The 25,394-nt window shown below is 71.7% G+C and carries 25 protein-coding genes; 7 read left to right on the top strand and 18 right to left on the bottom strand.

Features of this window, described 5'->3' with window-relative positions; all coding sequences use genetic code 11:
* Positions 1–174: 174 nt before the first annotated feature.
* Genes ACFYPJ_RS15390 through ACFYPJ_RS15380 form a run of 3 tightly spaced genes read right to left on the bottom strand, consistent with a single transcriptional unit; the run spans position 175 to position 2,103 of the window.
* On the bottom strand, positions 175–942 hold the full coding sequence (locus ACFYPJ_RS15390) for a DUF3710 domain-containing protein (protein WP_389016115.1): 768 nt from the start codon (positions 940–942) through the stop codon (positions 175–177).
* A 1-nt stretch (position 943) separates the two neighbouring features.
* Entirely contained in the window at positions 944–1,522 is a 579-nt protein-coding gene (dut, locus tag ACFYPJ_RS15385) for a dUTP diphosphatase (protein WP_389016112.1), read from the bottom strand.
* Complete coding sequence (locus tag ACFYPJ_RS15380; protein WP_389016109.1) at positions 1,519–2,103, bottom strand: PaaI family thioesterase; 585 nt, start codon at positions 2,101–2,103, stop codon at positions 1,519–1,521. Before ACFYPJ_RS15380 ends, dut begins: the two co-directional genes overlap by 4 nt.
* Before the next feature lie 161 nt (positions 2,104–2,264).
* On the opposite strand from ACFYPJ_RS15380, the gene ACFYPJ_RS15375 reads away from it, so the two are divergent.
* Entirely contained in the window at positions 2,265–2,732 is a 468-nt protein-coding gene (locus ACFYPJ_RS15375) for a DUF3093 domain-containing protein (protein ID WP_389016106.1), read from the top strand.
* A gap of 25 nt (positions 2,733–2,757) precedes the next feature.
* On the opposite strand, the gene ACFYPJ_RS15370 is transcribed toward ACFYPJ_RS15375, so the two are convergent.
* The 4 genes from ACFYPJ_RS15370 to ACFYPJ_RS15355 form a co-directional block, all read right to left on the bottom strand.
* Positions 2,758–3,717 (bottom strand): hypothetical protein, encoded by a 960-nt coding sequence (locus ACFYPJ_RS15370; RefSeq protein WP_389016104.1) that lies wholly within the window; start codon positions 3,715–3,717, stop codon positions 2,758–2,760.
* A gap of 13 nt (positions 3,718–3,730) precedes the next feature.
* Positions 3,731–4,027 carry a DUF4193 domain-containing protein gene (locus tag ACFYPJ_RS15365; protein WP_005481602.1) on the bottom strand — a complete coding sequence of 99 codons (297 nt, stop codon included), beginning with the start codon at positions 4,025–4,027 and terminating at the stop codon, positions 3,731–3,733.
* A gap of 435 nt (positions 4,028–4,462) precedes the next feature.
* Positions 4,463–5,695 carry a sensor histidine kinase gene (locus ACFYPJ_RS15360; protein ID WP_389016101.1) on the bottom strand — a complete coding sequence of 411 codons (1,233 nt, stop codon included), beginning with the start codon at positions 5,693–5,695 and terminating at the stop codon, positions 4,463–4,465.
* Between the two features lie 6 nt (positions 5,696–5,701).
* Positions 5,702–6,355, bottom strand: a complete 654-nt coding sequence (locus ACFYPJ_RS15355; protein WP_094216398.1) for a response regulator transcription factor — start codon at positions 6,353–6,355, stop codon at positions 5,702–5,704.
* 402 nt (positions 6,356–6,757) lie between these two features.
* On the opposite strand from ACFYPJ_RS15355, the gene ACFYPJ_RS15350 reads away from it, so the two are divergent.
* A complete protein-coding gene (locus tag ACFYPJ_RS15350; RefSeq protein WP_389016098.1) occupies positions 6,758–6,931 on the top strand; it encodes a hypothetical protein in 174 nt (57 codons plus the stop codon).
* A 122-nt stretch (positions 6,932–7,053) separates the two neighbouring features.
* Here the strand turns inward: ACFYPJ_RS15350 and ACFYPJ_RS15345 are convergent, their stop codons facing one another.
* Together ACFYPJ_RS15345 and ACFYPJ_RS15340 are read right to left on the bottom strand one after the other, a co-directional pair.
* Positions 7,054–7,869 carry an inositol monophosphatase family protein gene (locus ACFYPJ_RS15345; RefSeq protein WP_389016095.1) on the bottom strand — a complete coding sequence of 272 codons (816 nt, stop codon included), beginning with the start codon at positions 7,867–7,869 and terminating at the stop codon, positions 7,054–7,056.
* 8 nt (positions 7,870–7,877) lie between these two features.
* Positions 7,878–9,005: a ferrochelatase gene (locus tag ACFYPJ_RS15340; protein ID WP_389016092.1), complete on the bottom strand. Its 1,128-nt coding sequence runs from the start codon at positions 9,003–9,005 to the stop codon at positions 7,878–7,880.
* A 207-nt stretch (positions 9,006–9,212) separates the two neighbouring features.
* Between ACFYPJ_RS15340 and ACFYPJ_RS15335 the strand changes: the two genes are divergently transcribed.
* From ACFYPJ_RS15335 to sepH, 3 genes are all read left to right on the top strand, one after another.
* Complete coding sequence (locus tag ACFYPJ_RS15335; RefSeq protein ID WP_389016089.1) at positions 9,213–10,448, top strand: MFS transporter; 1,236 nt, start codon at positions 9,213–9,215, stop codon at positions 10,446–10,448.
* Complete coding sequence (locus ACFYPJ_RS15330; RefSeq protein WP_389016087.1) at positions 10,408–11,727, top strand: D-arabinono-1,4-lactone oxidase; 1,320 nt, start codon at positions 10,408–10,410, stop codon at positions 11,725–11,727. The genes ACFYPJ_RS15335 and ACFYPJ_RS15330 overlap by 41 nt, the downstream gene beginning before the upstream one ends.
* A gap of 711 nt (positions 11,728–12,438) precedes the next feature.
* Positions 12,439–13,470: a septation protein SepH gene (sepH, locus tag ACFYPJ_RS15325; RefSeq protein ID WP_389016084.1), complete on the top strand. Its 1,032-nt coding sequence runs from the start codon at positions 12,439–12,441 to the stop codon at positions 13,468–13,470.
* 156 nt (positions 13,471–13,626) lie between these two features.
* Here the strand turns inward: sepH and ACFYPJ_RS15320 are convergent, their stop codons facing one another.
* A complete protein-coding gene (locus ACFYPJ_RS15320) occupies positions 13,627–14,469 on the bottom strand; it encodes a sulfurtransferase (protein WP_389016082.1) in 843 nt (280 codons plus the stop codon).
* A gap of 323 nt (positions 14,470–14,792) precedes the next feature.
* On the opposite strand from ACFYPJ_RS15320, the gene ACFYPJ_RS15315 reads away from it, so the two are divergent.
* Positions 14,793–15,596 carry a VOC family protein gene (locus ACFYPJ_RS15315; protein WP_389016079.1) on the top strand — a complete coding sequence of 268 codons (804 nt, stop codon included), beginning with the start codon at positions 14,793–14,795 and terminating at the stop codon, positions 15,594–15,596.
* A gap of 61 nt (positions 15,597–15,657) precedes the next feature.
* On the opposite strand, the gene ACFYPJ_RS15310 is transcribed toward ACFYPJ_RS15315, so the two are convergent.
* Positions 15,658–16,533 carry a dioxygenase gene (locus ACFYPJ_RS15310; protein WP_389016076.1) on the bottom strand — a complete coding sequence of 292 codons (876 nt, stop codon included), beginning with the start codon at positions 16,531–16,533 and terminating at the stop codon, positions 15,658–15,660.
* Positions 16,534–16,657: 124 nt separating this feature from the next.
* Here ACFYPJ_RS15310 and ACFYPJ_RS15305 point away from each other — a divergent pair, with 124 nt between their 5' ends.
* On the top strand, positions 16,658–17,584 hold the full coding sequence (locus ACFYPJ_RS15305; protein ID WP_389016074.1) for a LysR family transcriptional regulator: 927 nt from the start codon (positions 16,658–16,660) through the stop codon (positions 17,582–17,584).
* Between the two features lie 218 nt (positions 17,585–17,802).
* Here the strand turns inward: ACFYPJ_RS15305 and ACFYPJ_RS15300 are convergent, their stop codons facing one another.
* The 7 genes from ACFYPJ_RS15300 to ACFYPJ_RS15270 all read right to left on the bottom strand — a co-directional run bounded on the left by ACFYPJ_RS15300 (position 17,803) and on the right by ACFYPJ_RS15270 (position 25,390).
* Positions 17,803–18,522, bottom strand: a complete 720-nt coding sequence (locus tag ACFYPJ_RS15300; RefSeq protein ID WP_389016756.1) for a GntR family transcriptional regulator — start codon at positions 18,520–18,522, stop codon at positions 17,803–17,805.
* Between the two features lie 253 nt (positions 18,523–18,775).
* Positions 18,776–19,777 carry a proline racemase family protein gene (locus ACFYPJ_RS15295; RefSeq protein WP_389016071.1) on the bottom strand — a complete coding sequence of 334 codons (1,002 nt, stop codon included), beginning with the start codon at positions 19,775–19,777 and terminating at the stop codon, positions 18,776–18,778.
* A 31-nt stretch (positions 19,778–19,808) separates the two neighbouring features.
* Positions 19,809–20,753: a dihydrodipicolinate synthase family protein gene (locus tag ACFYPJ_RS15290; protein WP_389016069.1), complete on the bottom strand. Its 945-nt coding sequence runs from the start codon at positions 20,751–20,753 to the stop codon at positions 19,809–19,811.
* Positions 20,754–20,827: 74 nt separating this feature from the next.
* On the bottom strand, positions 20,828–22,420 hold the full coding sequence (locus ACFYPJ_RS15285; RefSeq protein ID WP_389016066.1) for an NAD(P)/FAD-dependent oxidoreductase: 1,593 nt from the start codon (positions 22,418–22,420) through the stop codon (positions 20,828–20,830).
* Entirely contained in the window at positions 22,401–22,721 is a 321-nt protein-coding gene (locus ACFYPJ_RS15280; RefSeq protein WP_389016063.1) for a (2Fe-2S)-binding protein, read from the bottom strand. The genes ACFYPJ_RS15285 and ACFYPJ_RS15280 overlap by 20 nt, the downstream gene beginning before the upstream one ends.
* Before the next feature lie 87 nt (positions 22,722–22,808).
* Positions 22,809–23,975, bottom strand: a complete 1,167-nt coding sequence (locus ACFYPJ_RS15275) for an NAD(P)/FAD-dependent oxidoreductase (protein ID WP_389016060.1) — start codon at positions 23,973–23,975, stop codon at positions 22,809–22,811.
* Between the two features lie 41 nt (positions 23,976–24,016).
* The gene (locus tag ACFYPJ_RS15270; protein WP_389016057.1) at positions 24,017–25,390 is read right to left on the bottom strand and encodes an aminopeptidase P family protein; all 1,374 of its coding nucleotides are present in this window, start codon (positions 25,388–25,390) and stop codon (positions 24,017–24,019) included.
* Positions 25,391–25,394 lie beyond the last annotated feature (4 nt).

The following is a 25,394-nucleotide window of genomic DNA, read 5'->3' as shown; positions in this document are numbered from 1 at the left end:
TTATGAACAGAGGCGTTGGCCGGAGACCATAGGTACGGACCAAATTCCCGTCAAGGGCCCGCACAAGAGATCGGCTGTCCATGCGTCGGAACGGAATCAACGGCCATGGATGTGAACACGATGAGGGCCGTACCCCTGGCCAGGGGTACGGCCCTCATCGTTCTCGACTGTCTGTTACCGGACCTCGGTGATCTCAGGTCCGCGCTGCAACTGGCCCATGCCGCCGGAGAAGCGCGAGGACTCCTCCTGCTGGACGCCCTCCGGAACCATCTGGGCGTCGTTCGGCAGCTTCAGGACGATCGGGTCGCGAGGCGCCATCGGGCCCTCGCCGCGAACCACGACCGTGTCCCGGAAGATCTGCTCCAGCAGCCCGGCCGCCTGCGGCTGCACCGCGCCCTGGCCCGAGATCACACCACGCAGGAACCAGCGCGGGCCGTCCACGCCGATGAACCGCACGACCTGGAAGCCGCTGGTCCCGTCGGGCAGTTGCACCGGCACCTGGGCGCGCAGCTCCCAGCCCAGCGGGCCCTCGACCTCGTCGACGATGCCACCCTGCTGGGTGATGCCGGACCCGATCTCCTCGCGGACCTCGCCCCAGATGCCCTCGCGCTTGGGCGCGGCGAACGCCTGCAACTGGACCGCGCTGTCGCGCAGCACGACGGTCGCCGCGACGATCGCGTCGCCCGCGACCTCGACGCGCAGCTCCATGCCGTCGACGCCCGGCACGAACAGACCACCCAGATCCACCCGGCCCTCGGCCGGGTCGCGCACCTCGGAGTCGTCCCACGGCCCGTCGGGGCGGGGCTCCGGTTCGAGCCGCACCCGCTGCCCGGGCTCGCCCACTGCTTCCTCGTCCGCCTCGGTGCCGACGCTGTCGACGACCTGCTCGGTCTCGCCGGCCGCGTCCTCGGCGGCACCCTTCTTCTTGCGACGTCCGAACACGTCACTGTCCTTCCCGGTCGGATACGACCGAAGCGTATCGATTCCCACCCGCCCGGCCGCCCTCGGCGACCTGGCCACTTCTGCCGCTTTCGCCGCCCACCGTGGCGTGGCCCCCGGTGGAACCGAAGCCCCCCTCGGCCCGCGCCGAGCCGGGAAGCTCCGCGACCTCCTGGAAGCGGACCCTCTCGACCTGCTGGACGACCAGTTGGGCAATCCGGTCGAAGCGCTCGAACCGCACGGACTCGCGCGGGTCGAGATTCACCACGATCACCTTGATCTCCCCACGGTACCCGGCATCAACCGTCCCCGGGGCATTCACGAGCGCGACACCGCAGCGGGCGGCCAGACCGGATCGAGGGTGCACGAAGGCCGCGTACCCCTCGGGGAGGGCGATCGACACGCCCGTGGGCAGCACGGTCCGTTCTCCGGGTGCCAATTCGCACCGCTGTGTGGTGCGCAGATCGGCCCCCGCGTCCCCGGGGTGCGCGTACGCCGGAAGCGGTACGTCCGGGTCGACGCGCCGGATCAGTACGTCCAGCGGGGCACGGCCCGCCGGGGACGCGCTGTCCGGGGCGCTCACGGGTTCACCTCGAAGGCGCGGGACCGCCGGAGCTGGTCCGGGTCGCTCAGGGCCGCCTGGATCTCCTCCTCGCGGCCGTTGTCGACGAAGTGGTCGACCGCGACCTCGATGAACAGGGCGTCCGCCCGGACCGCCACGGGGCCGCCGGGCCCCTCGATGCGGCCGACCGCACAGCCGTAGATCTTCCGCCCCGCGACCGCGGTCACCTCGGCGGTCAGGTGGAGCCGCGTGCCGACCGGCACCGGCCGCACGAAGTCGGTCTCCAGCCGCCCGGTCACCGCGATCTTGCGCAACAGCCAGTTCAGCGAGCCCAGCGCCTCGTCGAGCGCGGTGGCCAGCACCCCGCCGTGCGCGAGGCCGGGGGCGCCCTGGTGGGCGGGGCGCACGGTGAACTCGGCGGTCAGGGTGACGCCCTCACCCGCCCGCACCGCGAGGCCCAGCCCGTGCGGCTGCTCCTGGCCGCAGCCGAAGCACTGTCCGTAATGCGAGCCGAGCACCTCACCGGGCGCGGGCGCATCGGGATGCCGCACCGGTTTCACGGCGTCGACGGGAGGCTGAAGCACAGCGGAACCACCACTCACAGCCGCAGACCTTACCCGGCCTGTCACGCCCCACCACCTTCGCCCGCCGGCCCATCTCCGCACTACCCCGCAGCACCTGGCGGCTACACCCCTCACCGGCGTTCGGTTGCGGCGGGTGCCCCGATTCGGGCGGCCTGCGCAGCGCGTGCCAAGCTTGGTTCATGGAGCACCCCGCCACCCCGTACGAAGAACGCCTCACCGCCCCCCGTTCCTGGTGGCTGATCAGCCTTCTGGTCGGCGTCGCCTGCGCCCTGGTCCTGCTCCCCTTCGGCACCCTGCCGCTGCTGGGCGGACTGGTCGGCGGTACGGCGGTGACCGCGGTGATGGCCAGCTCGTACGGCTCGCCGCGGATCCGCGTCGTGGGCGGTCAGCTGATCGCGGGCGAGGCGAAGATCCCGGTGACGGCGCTCGGCGAGTGGGAGGTCCTGGACCCGGAGGAGGCCCGCGCCTGGCGCACGTACAAGGCCGACACCCGCGCCTTCCTGCTGCTGCGCTCCTACATCCCGCAGGCCCTGCGGGTGGAGGTCAGCGACCCGGCCGACCCGACGCCGTACCTGTACCTGTCGACGCGTACCCCGCAGGAGCTGGCGGCGGCGATCGACGCGGCCCGCGACGGCGCGACGGCCTAGGGCGGGAAGGCCCGGGGACGGCCTCTCAGCGGTCGAGTTCCCCGGGGACGTCTCCCGGTCTCAGCGGGTTCGCGGGAGGCTCCAGCTCAGGCAACTCGGCCAGTTCGTCCCAGGGGACCTGGACCTTGCGCAGGTCGGTGCGGATCCGAGCGGCCAGTTTCTTGGTGTCGCGGCGGTTCATGACCGCCCCCACGGCGGCGCCGACCATGAACGGCATCAGGTTCGGCAGGTTCCGCACCATCCGCTTCATGATCTGCTGGCGCAGTTCGCGCTTCATCTGGCCCCCGAGGGCCGTGTTGATCGTCGACGGCTTCATCACGTCGATCCCGCGCTCCCCCGACCAGGAGGACAGATACGCGGTGCTGCGGGCCATCAGGCTGCCCGGTGGCCGTACCCCGTAGACCTCGTGCAGCTCGGCGACCAGTTTCAGTTCGATCGCCGCGACCCCGGTGATCTCCGCGGCCAGCTCGGTCGGCATCGCGGGCGGCACCGGCAGCATCGCCGCCGCACCCACCCCGGCTCCGACCGTCGAGGTCCCGTGGGCGGCACCCGCCACGAGCTTGTCCGCGATCTGCTCCGGCCCGAGGCCCGGGAACTGCCTGCGCAGCGCCGCGAGGTCACGTACGGCGATCCGCGGGGCCATGTCGATGATCCGGTCCGCGAGGTACCCCAGCCCCGCCTTGGCGCGGCTCCCGCCCTTGCGTGCCCCTTCCCGGGCCAGATCCCGGGCCTTGCCGCCGATGGCGACGGCTCTCCCCCGCGCCCTGAGCCGCGTCCGGGCAGGGAGATCCTCCGCCGGTGCGACGGACGCGGGGTGCTCGGACGGCTCCGGGCGGTCACCCCGGTCGGTGACGGACTCAAGCGAGGCTCCCCTGTCCGGTGAGCCTCGCTCGTCGTCACGCGCGCCCTGCGAGCCGTCCCGCGGCCCGTGGTCCGCTCCCCGCAACGGGAAGCGGCGCTTCCGAGGAGGGGTCGAGCCAGTCACGGCCGACCCGCCCTCAGTCGCAGTCGCGGCAGATCGGCTGACCGTTCTTCTCGCGGGCCAGCTGACTGCGGTGGTGTACCAGGAAGCAGCTCATGCACGTGAACTCGTCCTGCTGCTTGGGCAGTACCCGGACCGCCAGCTCCTCGTTCGAGAGGTCGGCGCCCGGCAGTTCCAGGCCCTCTGCGGCCTCGAACTCGTCCACGTCCACAGCGGAGGTCGACTTGTCGTTCCGCCGGGCTTTCAGTTCTTCCAGGCTGTCCGAGTCGACGTCGTCGTCGGTCTTGCGTGGAGTGTCGTAATCGGTTGCCATGTCGCTCTCCCCCTCTGGGTGTCTGCGGTGTCTCCAGCGCACGTAACGCGTGAGAGGCCGGACTTGTGCCCGACCCGAGGCGGAGATTTTGCCTCACATCAAGGTCTGTTACTCAATCGACACCCAACCGGACTCCTCAAGAGTGATCGGCTTGGATGGCGATGGGGACCGTACACGGTCCGAATGCCGCACCTCAAAGGCGTCTCACCGTGTACTTCCCGTGATCAAGACCCTTGAAAACCCGGATGTTCCCGGCTTTCCGCCCAGAATTGTGATCACGGAGAGTAGATGGCCGGAAATCCGCCCTTGTGATTGATCACACACGCGAACGCCCGTCGACCCACCCGAGAATTCAGCGCAAAGCGAACATCCCCGCGTGTGTCGGCCATCGGCAAGATCCTCTGCGCCGCGACCGGTGATCGCGGCGCCCTCACCTCACGTCGGCAGGGTGACCCGCATCATGAGCCCGCCCCCCTCACGTGGCTGTGCCGAGATGTGACCGCCGTGTGCGCGCGTCACGGACCGCACGATGGACAGGCCGAGGCCCACACCCTTGTCGCTGCCCGTCCGCTCCGTACGGAGCCGCCTGAAGGGCTCGAAAAGGTTGTCGATCTCGTAGGCCGGCACCACCGGGCCGGTGTTCGAGACGGACAGTACCGCCTGCCCGTGCCGGACCTCGGTGGTGACCTCGACCCAGCCGTCCTCGGGCACGTTGTACCGCACGGCGTTCTGCACCAGGTTCAGGGCGATCCGCTCCAGCAGTACGCCGTTGCCCTGGACCACCGCGGGGCCGCGCTCGCCCATGATCCGCACGCCCTTGGCCTCCGCCTCCGCGTGGACCTGGTCGATGGCCTGCGAGGCGACCTCGGCGAGGTCCACGGGCCCCCGCTCGACGATCTGGTTGTCGCTGCGGGCGAGCAGCAGCAGTCCCTCGACCAGTTGCTCGCTGCGCTCGTTGGTGGCCAGCAGGGTCTTGCCCAGCTGCTGCAGCTCCACGGGCGCCCCCGGGTCCGACAAGTGCACCTCAAGCAGGGTGCGGTTGATCGCGAGCGGGGTGCGCAGCTCGTGCGAGGCGTTCCCGACGAACCGCTGCTGGGCGGTGAAGGCCCGCTGCAAGCGCTCCAGCATGTCGTCGAAGGTGTCCGCCAGCTCCTTCAGCTCGTCGTCCGGGCCGTCCAGCTCGATCCGCCGGGACAGGTCCGAGCCCGCCACCGCGCGCGCGGTGCGGGTGATCCGGCCGAGCGGGGACAGCACGCGGCCGGCCATCGCGTAACCGAACGCGAAGGCGATCACGGCGAGGCCCAGCAGGGCCAGCAGCGAGCGGCTGAGCAGGTCGTCGAGGGCGTGCTGGCGCTGCTGGTTGACGCAGTCGTTCATCGCGCTGTTCAGCTCGGCCGCGGACGGCGCGCTCGGGAAGTTGCAGCTGCTGCTGCTCACCGAACCGGAGAGGATCTTGAACGGCAGCTCACTGCCCACGTTGAGCGCGTTCGCGGCCACCAGGTAGATGATCGACAGCAGCAGGATGCCCGCGATCAGGAACATGCCGCCGTACAGCAGTGTCAGCCGTATCCGGATGGTCGGGCGCAGCCAGGGGAACGGCGGCTGGGGTCTGCGCGGGTCCCAGGTCGGCTTCGGGGGCGCCTGCGGGGGCGCGGGTGTCGTGGCCACGGTGCATCAGATCCGGTAGCCGGAGCCGGGCACGGTCACGATGACGGGCGGCTCGCCCAGTTTGCGGCGCAGGGTCATGACCGTCACCCGCACGACGTTGGTGAACGGGTCGGTGTTCTCGTCCCATGCCTTCTCCAGCAGCTGTTCCGCGGAGACGACGGCGCCCTCGCTGCGCATCAGCACCTCCAGCACGGCGAACTCCTTCGGCGCGAGCTGGACCTCCTTGCCGTCGCGGAAGACCTCGCGGCGGTTCGGGTCGAGCTTGATCCCGGCCCGCTCCAGGACGGGCGGCAGCGGCACACTGGTCCGCCGGCCGAGGGCACGCACGCGTGCGATCAGCTCGCTGAACGCGAAGGGCTTGGGCAGATAGTCGTCGGCGCCGATCTCCAGGCCCTCGACCCGATCGCTGACGTCGCCCGACGCGGTGAGCATCAGCACGCGCGTGGGCATGCCCAGCTCGACGACCCTGCGGCAGACGTCGTCGCCGTGCACGAGCGGGAGGTCTCGGTCGAGGACGACCACGTCGTAGTCGTTGACGCCGATGCGCTCCAGGGCGGCGGCGCCGTCGTACACGACGTCGACCGCCATGGCCTCCCGGCGCAGTCCGGTGGCCACCGCATCCGCGAGTAGCTGCTCGTCCTCGACGACGAGTACGCGCACGTCTTGTCCTTCCTGTGTCCACCCGCACGGCCCAACCGCGGGCGTGCGGGAAGGGCTTTCCCGGGTGTGGCTCCATCCTGCCCTTTTCGGCCATAAGTCGGCAGTAAGACGGGAACGGAGCGGGACGGACCGGGGCGCCGGTGCGGGAATGCGAAATTTTCTCTTTCGGTTGAGGTTTCTCCAGAAGGGAGCGGGGGGAGGACCGGTTTACACCCCGCGATCACGCTCTGCGTGTGCCGTACCACCATGCGGCATGTTCATCCGCTTCCCGCAGAGCGGGCACGGGTGTCCGGCACCGTCGCCGCCCAGCAGGGCAGCGCTGGGCACCTCAGGAGACGTGATCGCCCCTCGAACGGCACACCCCGTGCCACCGACCCACGACCCAGGACGAGGGGGCGCAGCATGGACGCTTTCACCACGGGACTTCTGCAGCGCATAAAGGCGACCGAGACCGACCTGTCGCGGGCTCTCGACGAGGGCGACGACTTCCTCGTCGAGGTGGAGCAGGCCGAACTCGACGACCTGCACCGCCTCGCTGCCGAACACGGTGTGGAGGTCGGCGCGTCAAGCGTCTGACAGCCCGTAGCGCAACAGCGGGACCCCGGCGAATCCAGCGCCGGGGTCCCGCTGCGTTCTCCGGTCCGTTCCGCCGCCGGGTCCGGCGCCGGGCCCTCCGGGGGCCGGGCGCCGGGCGCCGGTCAGTCGTGCCAGGCGCCGAAGTCCTCCAGGAGGCGCTGGAGGGGTTCGAAGACGCCAGGGGTGCCCGCCACCGCCAGGTCGCCGGAGGGGCGCTCTCCGGGGCGTCCACCGGTCAGGGCGCCCGCCTCCCGGGCGATCAGGCCCCCCGCGGCCATGTCCCACGCGTGCAGCCCGCGTTCGTAGTAGCCGTCCAGGCGGCCCGCGGCCACGTCGCACAGGTCGACCGCGGCCGAGCCGCCACGCCGGATGTCGCGCAGCAGCGGGATCAGCCGCGCGGCGACCTGGGCCTGGTGGGTGCGGACGTCGGAGACGTAGTTGAAGCCCGTGGACACCAGGGCCTGGTCGAGCGGCGGCGCCGGACGGCAGGCCAGTGCGCGCTCGCCCTCCCAGGCTCCGGACGCCCATGCACCGCCGCCGCGTACCGCGTGGTACGTCTCGCCGCGCATCGGGGCGGCCACCACCCCGACGACGGCCTCCCCGTCCTGCTCGGCCGCGATGGACACGGCCCAGGTCGGCAGCCCGTACAGGTAGTTCACCGTGCCGTCGAGCGGGTCGATCACCCAGCGGATGCCGCTCGTGCCGGCACTGGAGGCGCCCTCCTCGCCGAGGAATCCGTCGTCCGGGCGCCGGTCGGCGATCAGCCCGGTGATCAGCTTTTCGGCGGCTATGTCCATCTCGGTGACGACGTCGATCGGGCTCGACTTGGTCCTGGCCACGGCGAGATCGGCCGGACGGCCGTCGCGCAGCAGGTCGCCGGCCCGGCGGGCGGCCTCCCTGGCGAGGGCCAGCAGGTCCGGGTACGGGATGTCGGTCACGGGGCTCCTCAGGCGTGGGGGCTGTCGGCGCCCGCGGCGGCCGGACGCGGGGTGCGGGCCGGGCAGCAGCCGACCGGACAGAGGTCGTGGCTCGCGCCGAGCGCGCCCAGGGCGCACCGCTCGACCGGCCGTCCGCGCTGGGCGGCGGCCCGTTCCAGGACCAGCTCGCGGATCGCGGCGGCGAACCGCGGGTCGGCGCCCACGGTGGCCGAGCGGCGCACCGGCAGGCCCAGTTCGTCGGCCTTGTCCTTCGCCTCCGTGTCGAGGTCGTACAGGACCTCCATGTGGTCGGAGACGAAGCCGATGGGGGCCATGACGACGGCAGGTACGCCGGCGGCGTGCCGCTCCTGGAGGTGGTCGCAGATGTCGGGCTCCAGCCACGGGATGTGCGGGGCGCCGGAGCGGGACTGGTAGACCAGTTGCCACGGATGGTCCACGCCGGTGCGCTCGCGGACGGCGTCGGCGATCAGCCGCGCCACGTCCAGGTGCTCCGCGACGTAGGCGCCGCCCTCGCCGTGCGCCTCGACCGGGCCGGAGGCGTCGGCCGCGGAGGTCGGGATGGAGTGGGTGGTGAAGGCGATGTGGGCACCGTCGCGCAGGTCCTCGGGGAGGCCGGCGAGGGATTCCAGCACGCCGTCGATCATGGGCTCGACGAAGCCGGGGTGGTTGAAGTAGTGCCGGAGCTTGTCGACCCGGACTGGTTCGAGCCCCTCGGCCTCCAGGGCGGCCAGCGCGTCGGCCAGGTTCTCCCGGTACTGGCGGCAACCCGAGTAGGAGGCGTAGGCGCTGGTGGCGAGCACCAGGACGCGGCGCCGGCCGTCGGCGGTCAACTCCCGGAGGGTGTCCGTCAGGTACGGCGCCCAGTTGCGGTTGCCCCAGTAGACCGGCAGGTCCAGGCCGTGTTCCGCGAAGTCCTTGCGCAGGGCGTCCAGCAGGGCGCGGTTCTGGGCGTTGATGGGGCTGACCCCGCCGAACAGGAAGTAGTGGCGGCCGACTTCCTTGAGGCGTTCCTTGGGGATGCCGCGCCCCCGTGTCACGTTCTCCAGGAACGGGACCACGTCGTCCGGGCCCTCCGGGCCGCCGAAGGAGAGCAGGAGCAGGGCGTCGTAGGGAGTGGCATCGTGCGCGTCTGGCATGTCTCGATCCTGCCACCTGGTACCGACAGCCGGGGAACAGCAGGGTGACGGGTGCGATTCTGGCCGGATTTCCCGTGACTTTCCTGGTGCATTAGGGTCCCCTTACTCGTAAGCTGTATCGACTGGCTTCACGCCTTACCGGTCCGCCGCGGCCCACGCGCCCGCCGCCGGCCGGACCGCCCGCCGTACCGCACCCCGGAGACCCACGTGCCCAGCCCCTACCGCGCCCTGTTCGCCGCGCCCGGCAGCAAGTCGTTCTCCACGGCCGGGTTCCTCGGCCGCATGCCGCTGTCGATGATGGGCATCGGCGTGGTCACGATGATCTCCCAGCTCACCGGGAGGTACGGACTCGCGGGCGCCCTGTCGGCCACCCTCGCACTGTCGGCCGCGGCGATCGGCCCGCAGATCTCCCGGCTGGTCGACCGGCACGGGCAGCGCAGGGTGCTGCGCCCGGCGACCCTGGCGGCGCTCACCGCGGCGGCCGGCCTGCTGCTCGCCACGTACTTCTCCTGGCCGGACTGGGTGCTGTTCGTCTGCGCGGCCGGGATCGGCACGGTACCCAGCCTGGGGGCGATGATCCGGGCCCGCTGGGCGGCGCTGTACCGGGGCACCCCCCAACTGCACACCGCCTACTCGTTCGAATCGGTGGTCGACGAGGTCTGCTTCATCTTCGGGCCGATCATCTCGATCGGCTTGTCCACGGCCTGGTTCCCGGAGGCCGGGCCGCTGCTGGCCGCCTGCTTCCTGGCCATCGGCGTCTTCTGGCTGACCGCCCAGCACGCCACCGAGCCCGAGCCCCACCGCCGTGCGCACCACGGCGGCAGCGCACTGCGCGCGCCCGGCCTCCAGGTGCTGGTGACGACCTTCGTCGCCACGGGGACGATCTTCGGGGCGGTCGACGTGGTCACGGTCGCCTTCGCCGACGAGCGCGGCCACAAGAGCGCCGCGAGCGTGGTCCTGGCGCTGTACGCGGCGGGTTCCTGCGTGGCCGGGATGGTGTTCGGCCTGCTGCACCCCGCCGGACGGCCGGAACGTCGGTGGTTGGCGGGAATTTGCGCGATGGCCGTGAGTATGATCCCCCTCCTACTGGTCGGAAACTTGCCGCTTCTGGCCGTGGCGCTGTTCGTCTCGGGCCTGTCGATAGCACCGACGATGATCACGACGATGTCCCTCATCGAGCAGCACGTACCTCGCGCGAAACTCACCGAGGGCATGACCTGGGTGAGCACCGGCCTCGCGGTCGGGGTCGCCGTCGGCTCCTCCGTGGCCGGCTGGGTGATCGACTCGGCCGGTGCGCGCGCCGGGTACGGGGTGCCGGCCGTGTCCGGAGCCGTCGCGGTCACGGTCGGTTTCCTCGGGTTCCGCCGGCTCAGCAGGCCGGCCGTGGGTCGGGGAGGCGTTGTTGAGTACCACAGCGAGCGAAAAGAACGGCACGTGGCGTAACTGGGGAGGCAATGTCGCCGCCCATCCGGCGCGGGAGGTGACACCCGCCTCGGTGGAGGAACTGGCGGCTGCCGTACGGCGGGCCGCCGAGGACGGCCTCAAGGTGAAGGCGGTCGGCACCGGGCACTCCTTCACCTCCGTCGCCGCCACCGACGGAGTGTTGATCCGCCCTCAGCTGTTGACCGGCATCCGCAATATCGACCGGGACGCCATGACCGTCACCGTCGAGGCCGGCACTCCGCTCAAGAGGCTCAACCTGGCTCTGGCGCGCGAGGGCCTGTCGCTCACCAACATGGGCGACATCACCGAGCAGACGGTCTCCGGGGCCACCAGCACCGGCACCCACGGCACCGGCCGGGACTCGGCCTCCATCGCCGCCCAGATCAGAGGTCTTGAGCTGGTCACGGCGGACGGCTCGGTGCTCTGCTGCTCCGAAAAGGAGAACCCGGAGGTCTTCGCGGCCGCCCGGATCGGCCTGGGCGCCCTCGGCATCGTCACCGCGATCACCTTCGCCGTGGAGCCGGTCTTCCTGCTGACGGCACGTGAGGAGCCGATGCCCCTGGACCGGGTCCTCGCCGGCTTCGACGAACTCTGGGCCGAGAACGAGCACTTCGAGTTCTACTGGTTCCCGCACACCGGAAACACCAACACCAAGCGCAACAACCGCAGCGCGGGCCCGGAGCGGCCGGTGGGGCGGCTGGGGGGCTGGTTCGAGGACGAGTTCCTCTCCAACGGGGTCTTCCAGGTGGCCCAGTGGGTGGGCCGGGCGGTGCCCACGGCCGTCCCGGCCATCGCGAACACCGCCAGCAGGGCGCTGTCCGCGCGCACGTACACGGACATCCCGCACAAGGTCTTCACATCCCCGCGCCGGGTGCGGTTCGTGGAGATGGAATACGCCGTTCCGCGCGCCGCCCTGGTGGACACGCTGCGCGAACTGAGAACGGCGGTCGACCGTTCCCGGCTGCGGATCAGCTTCCCGGTCGAGGTGCGCACGGCCCCGGCCGACGACATCGCCCTGTCCACCGCCTGCGGCCGGGACAGCGCCTACATCGCCGTCCACATGTTCCGGGGCACGCCGTTCCAGGCGTACTTCACCCTCGCCGAGCGCGTCTTCACCGCGCACGAGGGGCGGCCGCACTGGGGCAAGGTGCACACCCGGGACGCCGCCTACTTCGCCGGGGCCTACCCGCGCTTCGGTGAGTTCACGGCACTGCGCGACCGGCTGGATCCCGACCGGCGGTTCCAGAACGACTACTTGCGGAGGGTGCTGGGGCCCTGACCGAGCCGCCGGGCGTCATGGAGGGCGACGGAGTCGCCTCCTCCGGACGCCCGGCCCCGGGTCCGGGGAAGCGCTTGACGCGGGGGTCGCCCCGTCCGCCGCGGAAGCACCAACGCGCGGGGCACCCCGCCCACCGCGGCCACGGCGCTCCCCGAGACCCACGGGACATTCAGATCGAACCGCTCGCCCCGCGCCTCCTCCCGCTTCCTCAACCCACCAGCCGAATCGGGCCATTTGCCCATCTCGGATCTTTCCCACCTTTCACACAGTTGGCCGACTAAATGCGCAAGAAGGTGGTGTACGGGCGAAACCGATAGTTCCGTTTTTGTGGATTGCGTGAAGTTCGCCATGCTCGTGATCGAGAAAACGGGGCGGGGACGCCTGACACCCGCTCCTTGCCGGAAGTTGGGCGGCGTGCCAATCCACGCGCGTGGTCCGAATGGAGTACTGTGGCGAGCCCTGGGTCCGGTCGCCCTTCGGGGTGCCCGGGGCCATGCTGGACCGCTGGAAGGGGGCTAGTTGCGCAGGGTGGCGGCTTTGATCACTTAGCGTTGCGAATAGGTAACCGTGCCATAACGGCGATCCAGGGCCCCAGCCCGACACGCCGGGCAACTCGGCAAGGTTGTGGCAGGCTGCACCCGGGCAGGCCACACTCGACTAGCGGAAGCAGCGACGCACGTGACGTCGGCAGGCACCACCCGGGAGGTTCCCATGCCCGAACTGCGTGTCGTGGCCGTCTCGAATGACGGCACACGGCTGGTGCTCAAGGCTGCCGATTCCACGGAATACACCCTTCCGATCGACGAGCGGCTGCGTGCCGCCGTGCGCGGCGACCGCCCCCGCCTCGGCCAGATCGAGATCGAGGTGGAGAGCCATCTCCGCCCCCGCGACATCCAGGCGCGGATACGCGCCGGCGCGACCGCGGAAGAGGTCGCGCAACTCGCAGGCATCCCCGTCGACCGCGTACGCCGGTTCGAGGGTCCCGTGCTCGCGGAGCGCGCCTTCATGGCGGAGCGGGCCCGCAAGACCTCGGTACGCCGCCCCGGCGAGAACTCCGGGCCGCTGCTCGGCGAAGCGGTCCAGGAGCGGCTGTTGCTGCGCGGCGCCGAGAAGGACACCGTGCAGTGGGACTCGTGGCGCCGCGACGACGGCACCTGGGAAGTCCTGCTGGTCTACCGGGTGGCGGGCGAACCCCACTCGGCGAGCTGGACGTACGACCCGCCGCGGCGGCTCGTGCAGGCCGTCGACGAGGAGGCGCGCTCGCTGATCGGCGAGTCCGACGACCTCGCCGTACCGGAGCCGAGCTTTCCGTTCGTGCCCCGTATCGCCCGGCTGCCGCGCGACCGCCCGCTCGACCGCTCCCACGACCGGGAACGGCCGAGCCTGCCGGCCCCGGCGCCCGAGCCGGCCGAGGAGATCACGAGCGAGCGGGACTCGCTGACCAGCCTGCTGGAGGCGGTGCCGAGCTTCCGGGGCGACATGGTGGTGCCCGAACGCCCGGCGGAGCCGAAGGAGGAGCCCGTCGCGGAACCCGCGGCGGAGGAGCCCCCCGCCCCGGCGGCCTCGGCCGGTTCCGCCTACGCGGACGTCCTCATGCCGCGCTCCGTCGGCAGCCACCGCGACCGTCTCGTCGGTGCCACCGACCGCCAGGCCGAGGCCGACGGCGTCCGTCCGGGCCGCCGGGCGGCCGTCCCCAGCTGGGACGAGATCGTCTTCGGCACGCGGCGCAAGAAGCAGGATTAGTCCGGAGCGTTGCACCGGGGCCCGCCGCGGGCCGTCCCGCGCGGGACCCGTGACGGCCCGGCGGAGTTCCCCGGGAACCCCCTGGAAGCGCCCGTGATCTGCCCGTGGCGCGGGAGGCGGGGCTCGGTGTCCGCGCCCTCGCCTCCCGCGTCGTCGTCACTGCGGGTCGGGCCCCACGGCCACCGGCCGGGACGGATCCGCCGACCACTCCGACCACGACCCCACGTACAGCTCCGCCGGGATCCCCGCGACCGCGAGCGCCAGCGCCTGGTGGGCCGCCGAGACCCCGGAGCCGCAGTACACGCCGACCTGGGCCGCGTCCGGGACGCCGAGCGCGGCGAACCTCGCCTTCAGCTCGTCCGCGGGCAGGAACCGGCCGTCCGGTCCCACGTTCTCGTTCGTCGGCGCCGACACGGCGCCCGGAATGTGCCCGCCGACCCGGTCGATCGGTTCCACGTCACCCCGGTACCGCTCCCCCGCGCGGGCGTCGAGCAGTACCCCGGACCGGGCCAGCGCGGCGGCCCCGGCCGCGTCCAGCAGCCCCGTCGGGCGCGGCACCGGCTCGAAGTCGCCTTCGTCCGGCTCGGGGACGTCGGTCGACAGCGGTCCCTCCCAGGCGGACAGCCCGCCGTCCAGGACCCGCACGTCCGGGTGCCCGGTCCAGCGCAGCAGCCACCAGGCGCGGGCCGCCGCCCAGCCCTGACCGCCGTCGTACACCACGACGGGCCGGCCGGCCGACACGCCCGCCCGGCGCATCGCGGCGCCGAACTCGGCCAGTTCGGGCAGCGGATGCCGGCCGCGTTCCCCCGGAGCCGAGGCCAGTTCCTCGTCGAGGTCGACGAAGACCGCGCCGGGGAGGTGCCCGGCCGCGTATGCGGCCCGGCCGTCGAAGGCCTTCGCCCCGGGCGTGCTGAGCTGCCAGCGGACGTCGAGCAGTACCGGCGGACGGTCCGCGGTCAGATCGTGGGCGAGTCGGGATGCGGTGATGATGACTTCCATGGCCCCCATCCATACGCCAGGGGTGGCCGCGTCGTCCAGGTCCGACTACTGTGCTCCGCCGGACAGGCTCGATCACGAGGCGTACGGAACCGGGCACGTGCTGTACAGATGATGGACACCCGACGGCAAACGCCCAGAAACGAGCGGGAAACGACAGATCGGGCATTCTTCCGCCAGCGCGCCGTCGGTCGACACCGCAGCCGTGCCGTACGCGGGCACGGAAGGTGCGGGCACCGGCACGGTGCGCGCATGCCGCCGCGGCACACCGGTTCCGCTGAGCGGAAGCGACACGGCCACCGCGAGGGGCCGGGGAGAGGGTGACGATGACCGAGTCACGGGGGCCGGCCGACTCAGCCGGCGGCGCGCACGCCCGGCGTGCGCCCGGCACACCCTGTTGGGTGAGTCTCATGGTGCACACGCTGACGGCGACGGAGGACTTCTACGGCGCACTGTTCGGCTGGGAGTTCCAGCCCGGACCGCTGCAACTCGGCCCGAACGTACGGGCTCTGCTCGACGGACAGGAGGTGGCCGTCATCGGCCAGTTGCCGCCCGACCGGCGGCTGTCCGTCGCCTGGACCCCCTACCTCGCCTCCGACGACGTGGACCGGACTGCCGAAACGGTACGGCTGTGCGGCGGCACGGTCGGAGTCGGCCCGCTGGACGCGGACGAGGCGGGGCGGATCGCGATCGCCTCCGACCCCGCGGGAGCCGTCTTCGGGATCTGCCAGGACACCGCCCGCCTCCGCACGGCCGTCACCGGAGCGCCCGGCACACCGGCCTGGAACGAACTGGTCACCTTCGAGACCGCGAGCGTCGCCAAGTTCTACGAGTCGGTGTTCGGGTACGAGCAGGAGCCGGTGGTGTCCGACGGCTTCGACTACGTGACCCTGCGCGTCGACGACCGCCCGGTGGCCGGCGTGCACGGTGCGGGACAGCGGCTGCCACGCACCCGCGGGCCGCACTGGCTGACGTACTTCGAGGTCGGCGACACGGACGCGACGCTGCACCAAGTCAGCGACCTGGGCGGCGGGATCCTGAAGCCGGCCCACGACAGCGAACACGGGCGGGTGGCGACCGTGACGGACCCGGAGGGCGCGGTCTTCTCGGTGATCGAGAGCCCGCGCTGACCGCAGGCGGGTGCGTTTTCCGGACGGGTGAGGGACAGGGATGTGTCCGGGCTTCGCGGCGTCAGCGGCGGTCCGGGGCGAGGGCGAAGGTCCACTCGACGGTCTGGAAGGGTTCGGACATCTCCGTCCCGTCCGGCGCGGTCTCCCCGGCGCCGTGCTGGAGGAACTCGGCGACCAGCGAACTCTTGACGCCGAACACCGCGTCCCGTTCCAGATAGGGGTCGTCGTCCCGGAACAGCATGGTGACCAGCGACTCGTAGTCGTTCGCGTGCAGCCGGAAGTGGATGTGGCCGGGCCGCACCGGGGAGCGGCCGGCGGCGTGGATGATCTCACCGCAGGGGCCGTCGGTGGGCACCGGGTAGTACCGCGGCACGATCGAACGGAACCAGAAACGGCCGTCCGCGTCCGTCGTCAGCAGCGCCCGCATGGCGGTCTCGCCGTTCAGCCTGTCGGCCTGCTGTACGTCGTAGAAACCCTCGCCGTCGCTGTGCCAGGTGTCGACGTGCGCGTCCGCCACCGGCCGTCCTTCGGTGTCCACGACCGCGCCGCTGAAGAACAAGGGCATGCCCGTGACGCCGCCGGAGATGTCGGCGCCGTTCTCGGCACGGGGGCGGCCTTCCGTGTAGAAGGGCCCGAGCAGCGTGGATTCGGTGGCGGAGCTGTGTGCGTGGTTGATCCGGTCGACCAGCACGCTCAGCCCCAGGATGTCCGAGAGCAGCACGAACTCCTGCCGGGTGGGGGACGACAGGTGACCGACCCGCTCCAGGAAGTCCACCGCGGTGAACCATTCCTCGCTGGTGAGGCGCGTCTCTCGGGCGAAGTCGTGCAGGTGCTGGACCAGGCTGACGAAGAGTTCACGCAGGCGCGCGTCGGTCGCCCCAGCGAAGGTCCCCTGCACCGCGGCCGTGATCGTTTCCTCGGTCAGGTCGATCGCCATCACTCGTCTCCCCCTCGCTCGGATCTGCTTCTCGACCCGTGGCGAGAATGCGTGACCCCGACAGAAATATCTCGTCCGACAAAACAGTACGACGAAGATGATCTCGCCGTGAGATGCTTTGTGGGTGGAACTACGGCAGCTTGAGTATTTTGTGGCCGTCGCCGACGAACGCAGCTTCTCCCGTGGTGCCGAGCGGGTCCATGTCGTGCAGTCGGCGGTGTCGACGGCGGTCGCCAAGCTCGAACGAGAACTCGACATTGAGCTTCTCGACCGTTCGCGGTACCGGATCGCGCTGACCTCGGCGGGTGCCCAGTTCCTCACCGAGGCACGGGGGACGCTCGCCGCGGCCCGGCGCGCGAAGAACTCCGTGGAGCAGTTCCGGGAGCAGCTCAGCGGCAGCGTCGACCTCGGCACGCTGATGTCGTCCGGACCGCTCGACCTGCCGGCCGCCCTCGGCCGCTTCCACACCGCATATCCGCTGGTGTCGATCCGGCTGCACCAGAGCGTCGCCGGCACCGCCGGACACCTGGCGGCCGTCGCGAACGGTTCGCTGGACCTCGCCCTGGTCGCCGCCACCTCGGCACCGCCGCAGATCGCCCTGCGGCCGGTCGCCCGGGAACCCCTGGTGCTGCTGTGCCGGCCCGACCACCGGCTGGGCTCCCGCAGCCAGGTCCAGGTGCCGGACCTGGCCGGGGAGACGGTCGTACGATTCGCCGCGGGCTGGGGCATCCGCCGCCTGACCGACGACGCCTTCACCACCACCGGGACCGACGTGGCCGCGCCCTACGAGGTGGCCGACTACGACACCGCCGCCGGCCTGGTCCGCAACCGGCTCGGCGTCACCCTGATGCCCGCCACGGCGGCCGGCGACTACCCCGGTCTGCGGACCGTTCCGGTCGCACCCGCCCTCACCTGGACACTGGCGCTCGCCACCCAGGCCCAGTTCCCCGCGACACCCGCGGCGACGGCGATGGCCGCCACCCTCCACGAAGCGTGCGGGCCCTTCTTGACCGCGGAGGAATCGTCCTTTTGCGGGGACGCCGACTCCTGATCGGGAATGGGGCCCGGACACGGAAACCCCATCCTGGCCCCCACGTCCGCGATGTCGGGCAAGCGCGCCCTACGACGGCATCCGGGACATCGCATTCCGATGTCGGCGTACCGTTCGCGCCCTGTTGCGCAGCACGTTCGGTGCGATACACGGCAACGAGGGCCCATTCACCCGCCGACAGATGTCCAAGCCAGACCTTTGGACTACCTCCGGAAAATTCAGCGGCCCGCGCCCAGCATTCTCTTGGGTGCGCGCCCCGCCGGCTCCGGCTCCTGGTCGCCCCTGGCCCATAGCGAACGCACGTGCCCAAGGTGGCGGGCGACGCACTTCTCGGCGCCCTTCGCGTCACCCGCGACCATCAGGTCGAGCAGTTCGAGGTGCTCCTCGGCGGACGGGATCAGCTGGTCGCGTTCGTCCAGGGCGGTCAGTCCGTACAGGCGTGAGCGTTTGCGCAGGTCGCCGACGGTTTCGACGAGTCGGTCGTTTCCGGCGAGCGCGAGCAGGGAGAGATGGAACCGGCGGTCGGCCTCCAGATAGCCGATGAGGTCGTGCTCGCGTGCAGCGCGCACGATGTCCTCGGCCACCGGACGCAGCGCCTCCAGCTCCTCGCGGGCGGCGCTGCGGGTGACCCGGCCGATCATGGGGACTTCGATCAGCATGCGGATCTCGGTGTACTGGTCGAGGTCGCGTTCGTTGACCTCGGTGACGCGGAAGCCCTTGTTGCGGACCGGCTCGACGAGGCCCTCGCGGGCGAGGTCGAGCATCGCCTCGCGCACCGGTGTCGCGGAGATACCGAAGTCCTCGGCCAGCCCGGGCGCCGAGTAGACCTCACCGGGGCGGAGTTCGCCGGAGATCAGCGCGGCGCGCAAGGCGTGGGCGACCTGGTCGCGCAGCCGCTCCCTGGTGGTGATGAGGTTGCGCTGCTTGAGGTGGCCCATGGCGGTGGTGTTCCCCTTCGTGCCCCGTGCCCGCACGGCCGAGCGGATCACCTGAGTATAATGTCACGTTGTTCTCGCCGGAGCCTACGGGTGTGCGGGTGCCAGTGTGCAGGCGCGGCCACTGGTGTGGAACTCCAGGGCGTCATGGCCTTGTTCGCGTGGGCCGTGGCTGGGGCCCCGGGAGCGGGGGCTTGGACCAGTACGTCAAAAGGATCGGCCGGGTCACGCGCGACGATGCGGGCCGGGCCGGTGGTCACAGGAGGAAGCCTCCGGGGAAGGGGTCGTCCGGGTCGAGGAAGTACTGGGCGGTGCCCGTGATCCAGGCACGCCCGGTGATCCGGGGCACGACGGCGGGCATCCCGCCGACCTCGGTCTCCGCCACGAGGCGGCCGGTGAACTCGGTGCCGATGAAGGACTCGTTGACGAAGTCGCGGTGCAGCGGCAGGGCGCCGCGGGCGTGCAGTTGCGCCATCCGCGCCGAGGTGCCGGTGCCGCACGGTGAGCGGTCGAACCAGCCCGGGTCGATGGCCATGGCGTGGCGTGAACGGTGGGCGTCGGAGCCGGGAGCGGCCAGGTAGACATGCTTGACCCCGGCGATCTCCGACCGCTCCGGGTGGACGGGGCGGTCCGGCGATGCGTTGATCGCGTCCATGACGGCCAGCCCGGCCGCGAGCAGGTCGTCCTTGCGGGACCGGTCGAACGGCAGCCCCAGCGCGTCCAGTTCGACGAAGGCGTAGAAGTTTCCGCCGAAGGCGAGGTCGTACGTCACCGTCCCGTACCCCGGCACCTCCGCCTTGCGGTCCAGGCCGGCGCAGTAGGCGGGGACGTTGGTGAGGGTGGCCGACTTCGCGGCGCCGTCCTCGACGTGTACGTCGACGGTGACGAGTCCGGCCGGGGTGTCGAGGCGGACGGTCGTGGTTTCGGCGACGGGGACCATGCCGGTCTCGACGAGGACGGTGGCCACGCCGATGGTGCCGTGTCCGCACATCGGCAGCACGCCGGAGACCTCGATGTACAGCACGCCGTAGTCGGCGTCGGGACGTGTCGGCGGCTGGAGGATCGCGCCGCTCATGGAGGCGTGGCCGCGTGGCTCGTACATCAGGAGCGTGCGCAGGTGGTCCATGTGCTCGATGAAGTGGAGCCTGCGCTCCGCCATCGTGGTGCCGGGGATCACGCCGACACCTCCGGTGATCACGCGGGTGGGCATGCCTTCGGTGTGCGAGTCGACGGCATGGAAGACGTGACGGGTACGCATTGAACGTCCCTTCTTCTGGGGCCGGTCCGGATCAGCGCATGCCGTCGGCGACGGCCTTCTCGGTCGCCGCGCGGATCGAGGTCTCCGTCGCGGCGGAAAGCGGCATGCGCGGCGGGCGGGTGGGGCCACCGCGGCGGCCGACAAGGTCCATGGACAGCTTGATGGCCTGCACGAACTCGGCCCTGGAGTCCCAGCGCAGCAGCGGGTGCAGGGACTTGTACAGCGGGAGCGCGGTGTCGAGGCAGCGGGCGGTGGCGGCGTGGTACAGCTCGGCGCAGGTGACGGGAAAGGCGTTCGGGTAGCCGGCGATCCAGCCGACCGCGCCGGCCAGGGAGAGTTCGAGCAGGACGTCGTCCGCCCCGATCAACAGGTCGAGTTCCGGGGCGCGTTCGACGATCTCGTAGGCCCTGCGGACGTCGCCGCTGAACTCCTTCACGGCCACGATGCTGCCTTCGCCGTGGAGTTGGGCGAGGAGTGCGGGCGTGAGATCGACCTTGGTGTCGATGGGATTGTTGTAGCCCACGACGGGCAGTCCGGTCCGGGCGACGTCCGCGTAGTGGGCGCGCACCGCCTGTGCGTCGGCGCGGTAGGCGTTCGGCGGGAGCAGCAGAACGCTCCCGCAGCCCTGCTCAGCGGCCTGTTCGGCCAGGCGGCGGGACTCCGCGCTGCCGTACGCGGCGACGCCCGGCATGACGCGCGCGCCGTCCCCCGCGGCCTCGACGGCGGTGCGGACCACACGGGCACGCTCGTCGTCGGTGAGGGTCTGGTACTCGCCGAGGGAGCCGTTGGGCACCACCCCGTCGCAGCCGTTGCCGATGAGCCAGCGGACGTGCTCGGCGTAGGCGTCGTAGTCGATGGAGAGATCCTCGCGCAGGGGCAGTGCGGTGGCGACCATGATGCCGCGCCATGGGCGGTCGGCGTTCCAGGTCGTGCTGGAGGCGGATGCGGTGGTGGTCGTGGCGGTGGTGGCGGTCATGAAAGAACCCCCTCTATGATGTGTGACATTTTATTGTGCTGCGTGCGGCACCCACAAGGGTGGTGCCGGGTCCATCAGTTGGCGGACCGGCGGTGTTCGTCTGCCGGCGGACTCGTCCGGTCCGTCGTCCGATGGGGTCGGCCGGGCCCGTCCGGACCGGCCACGCCGGGCTGCCCGGACGCGTCGGTGGGCACGGCGGCCGTCCCGCTCGGCTCGATCGAGCCGAGCGCTCCCAGCGGCACGGGCACCGCGAGCGGCCGGCGCTCGGGCGATGCCGGTGCGGACTCGGCGCCCGCTCCGGCCGCGAGGCAGGCCACGGCCGGCCCGCACATCCTGCCCTGGCACCAGCCCATGCCCGCGCGGGTGAGGAGTTTGACGGTGCGCGCGTCACGGGCGCCGTGGTCGGCGAGGGCCGCACGGACGGCGCCGGCGCTCACCTCCTCGCAGCGGCACACCTCCGTCGCGTCGTCGAGCCAGTGCGTCCAGCCCGGCCCCGGTGCGTGCACGGCGGCCATGGTGTCGGCGAAGGCCCGCAGGCGATCGCGGCGGCGTAGAAGCTCCCGCACGCGGCCGCCGCGGGCGAGTCCGGGCCGGTCGCGCGCCCGGGCGGCCACCGCGATGCCCGCCAGCTCGCCCTCGGCGCGGGCGAGTTCCGCACCGCCGATCCCGCCGGTCTCGCCCGCCGCCCACAGGTCTCGTACCGAGGTCTCCTGCAGCGCGTCCAGGGCGAGGGCGTACGTTCCGTCCTGGGTCCGCCGCGTCGCACATCCGAGGCTCGTGGCGAGTTCCACCTGCGGGACGAGACCGTGCCCCACCGCGAGCACGTCGCAGGCGATCCGGCGGCCCGTTCCCGGCAGGGGACGCCAGTCACGGTCGACACGGGAGACGGTGACCGCCTCCACCCGGTCGGTGCCGTGGACCTGGGTCGCCGCGCTGCGGGTGCGCACGCGCACCCCGCGCCGTACCAGGCCCGCACCGTGGACCACGGCCTCCATCAGCTTGTGCGGGTTCGCGATGAGGACGCCGGGGCGGCGGGCGTACCCCGTGTAGCCGGACGCCTCGACCACCGCGGGCACACGCGCCCCGGCGGCGGAGAGCGAGGCGGCGACGGCGAGCAGCAGCGGGCCGCTGCCCGCCACCACGACGCGCCTGCCGGGCAGGACCAGCCCGGACTTCAGCATCGCCTGCGCACCGCCGGCACCCACGACACCCGGCCGCGTCCAGCCGGGGAAGGGCAAGTGGCGTTCGTACGCACCGGTCGCGAGGAGGACCGTGCGGGCCCGTACGCGGACGGGGCGTTCGCCTGTGCCGTCCGCGCCCGTGACCGCGTGCACCGCCCACTCCCCTTCGCCCGCTCGCGCCACGGTCCAGACATGGTGCCCGGCGAGGTGGACGATGCCGCTCGCCTCGAAGCGGCGGCGCAGGCCGGCGAAGACGGACCAGTCATGGTGCAGTGCCTGAGGGCGCGCCGCGCCGAGGGCCGGGGCGGGGTGGCGGTAGAACTGGCCACCGATCTGGCCGGCGGCGTCCAACACGGCTACGGACAGGCCCCGTTCGGACGCGGCGACGGCACCCGCGAGGCCCGCGCAGCCCGCGCCGATCACCGCGAGGTCGTACCGCGCGCCGTACGCGTCCTCGGCGGCCTCGTCAGACGGCGAGTTCGGCATGGCCGTGCCCTTCCTGAGTGGTGATCACGTCGCCTGGGCGAGCGGGGACCAGACAGGCCCGCCTGTTGGGCAGGTCATTGATCGTGGCGAGACAGTCGTAGCACTGGCCGATGCCGCAGAAGACTCCGCGCGGACGGCCGTCGCGGCGGGTGGTGCGCCAGGCGAGGACGCCTGCCGACCAGAGGGCGGCGGCCACGGTCTGTCCCGGCAGCGCGGTGAGGGTGCGCCCGTCGAAGGTGATCTCGAAGGGGGTGCCGGGTGCCGCGCCGACAAGCCCGGCGGGGGTGCGGTCACGCGCCATGGAGCGGCTCCTTCTCAAGTGAGGGCGTGCAGGACGGGCGTCCGGTCGAGGCTCCGCCGACGACGGACGCGACCGGCGTCCTGGATGTCATCCCGCCGCACCGAAGCGGTGCGGCCGGAACGGCTCGATGTCCACAGGGAGTCGGGCGCCGGACAGGATGCGGGCGATGACCAGCCCGGTTGCGGGGGCGAGCCCGACACCCGCGCCCTCGTGGCCGCAGGCGTGCAGCAGTCCGGGAACGCGGGGGTCCGGGCCGATCGCGGGCAGATGGTCGGGCAGGTACGGGCGGAATCCGGCGTACGTCCGCATCGCGCGCACCCCCGCGAGCACCGGGAACAGCCGGGTGGCCTGGGCCGCGAGGCGGCGCAGCGCCTCCACCGACAGCGTGCGGTCGAAGCCGACCCGTTCCCTGCTCGCACCGATCAGGACCGGTCCCGCCGGGGTGCCCTCGACAACGGCGGAACTCTGCAGCCCCGCCGAGCCGCTGGCGACATCGGCGACATAGTCGGCCGCGTAGACCTTGCGCCGCACCACGCGCGGCAGCGGTTCGGTGACCAGGACGAAGCCGCGCCGGGGCAGCACGGGCAGGTCCACGCCGGCGAGCCGGGCCAGCGCACCGCCCCAGCTCCCGGCGGCGTTCACGACGTACGGAGCGTGCACGTCACCGCTCGCCGTGCGTACGCCCCGCACCTCCCCTTTCGCACCCGTGAGGACGCCGGTGACCTCCTCGCCGAGCCGCAGGCGCACGCCGCCAGAGCCCTGCCCGCCCGCGGCACGCAGCAGATGCGCGGCGGCTTGTGCGGGCTGGACCTGGGCGTCCTGCGGGTAGCAGAAGCCGCCCGCCAGGTCCGGGGCGAGGTGCGGCTCCAGGTCACGGAGCCGGTCGCCGGTGACCTGCTCCGCCTGCACGCCCGCGCGTTCCTGCCGGAAGGCGAAGCTCCGCAGGGCTGCCATGGACGTCTCATCGGAAGCGACGACCAGCCCGCCCTTGGCCTCGTACTCGATCAGGGGTGGCAGAAGGCCGGACAGCTCACGCCACAACCGCACGGACAGCAGGGCCAGTTCGAGTTCAGGGCCGGGTTCCTTGTCGGAGACGAGCAGATTGCCCTCGCCGGCTCCCGTGGTCCCGCCCGCGACGGCGCCACGGTCGATCACGGTGACGGAGAGGCCGGAGCGGACCGCGTAGTAGGCGCAGGCCGCGCCTACCACGCCCGCCCCGATGACGATGAGATCCGCAGAGCTTCTCGTGGGCACGACAAGTAATATTTCACATTGCACTTTCCTTGCCAAGAGGCTCAGCGGCTCCCGGTCAGCTCCCCCATCCACGCCTCGATCGCATCCGGGGTGCGCGGCAGGGCACCGGACATCAACTGCGCTCCTTCGGAGGTGATGAGCAGATCGTCCTCGATGCGTACGCCCATGCCCCGCAGTTCGTCCGGCAGCGTCTCGTCGTCGGGCTGGAGGTAGAGGCCGGGCTCGACCGTCAGCACCTGCCCCTCCGCCAACACCCCGTCCAGATAGCTCTCCGCCCGCGCCTGCGCGCAGTCGTGGACGTCGAGCCCGAGCATGTGCCCGCTGCTGCACAGGGTGTAGCGGCGGTGCAGGTCGCCTTCGGGACTTTTGAGCACACCCCATTCCGTGAGCCCTTCCGCGATCACGCGCATCGCGGCCCGATGGAAGTCACGGAAGCTCACCCCCGGCCTGAGCGCCGCGATGCCCGCGTCCTGAGCCGCGAGCACGAGCTCGTACACCTGCCGTTGCACGGGTGAGAACCGCCCGGAGAGCGGGAAGGTGCGCGTGATGTCCGCGGTGTAGAGGCTGTCCGTCTCCACACCCGCGTCCAGCAGCAGCAACTGCTGTGCATCCAGGGGGCCGTCGTTGCGTATCCAGTGCAGGACGCAGGCGTGGGCGCCGGACGCCGCGATGGTCTCGTAGCCGGTGCCGTTGCCCTCGGCGCGGGCACGCAGGCCGAACACGCCCTCGATCCAGCGCTCGCCGCGCGGGTGGGCGAGGGCGCGCGGCAGGTCACGTACCACGTCCTCGAAACCGGCGACGGTGTGATCCACGGCGTACTGCAACTGGCGCACCTCCCAGACGTCCTTGATCAGCCTCAACTCGCTCAGTACCGCCGCGAGTTCCGCGTCGGCCATGGCGTCACGGCCCGGCGGCAGCACTCCCTGGCCGCCGGGGCGGGCGCAGCGGATGCCGGTCATCCGCTCGGCCTCGTCGAGGTCGGGGCGCCGGCCGACCCAGAACTCGCCGTAGCGCCGGTCCCGGTAGAAGCCGCCGTCGGTACGTGGCGAGCGGGGCCGCACGTACAGGACCGCCTCGTGCCGATGAGGTCCGTCCGGCTCCATGACCAGGACGTGCCCGGCCTGCTCCTCGCCGGTCAGACCGGTGAGCCAGGCGTACGCGCTGTGCGGCCGGAAGCGGTGGTCGCAGTCGTTCGAGCGGACCTTCAGCTCTCCCGCGGGGATGATCAGCCGCTCGCCGGGGAAGCGGGCGGACAGCCGGGCACGGCGGGCGGGGGTGAAGTCGGCGGCAGCCAGCCGGATGTCGGCGGCCAGCGGGGTGGGCGCCCAGCCTTCCGCCATGAACGCCTCGAACTCGGGTGAGACGGGCAGGTCATGACTGACCGTCCTGGGTGCGTCGGCCTGGGGTTCGTTCATCGCT

Origin of the sequence: Streptomyces sp. NPDC006012 (assembly GCF_042871185.1) — a bacterium.
GTDB lineage: Bacteria > Actinomycetota > Actinomycetes > Streptomycetales > Streptomycetaceae > Streptomyces.
This window is presented reverse-complemented; position numbering and strand designations above follow the sequence as displayed.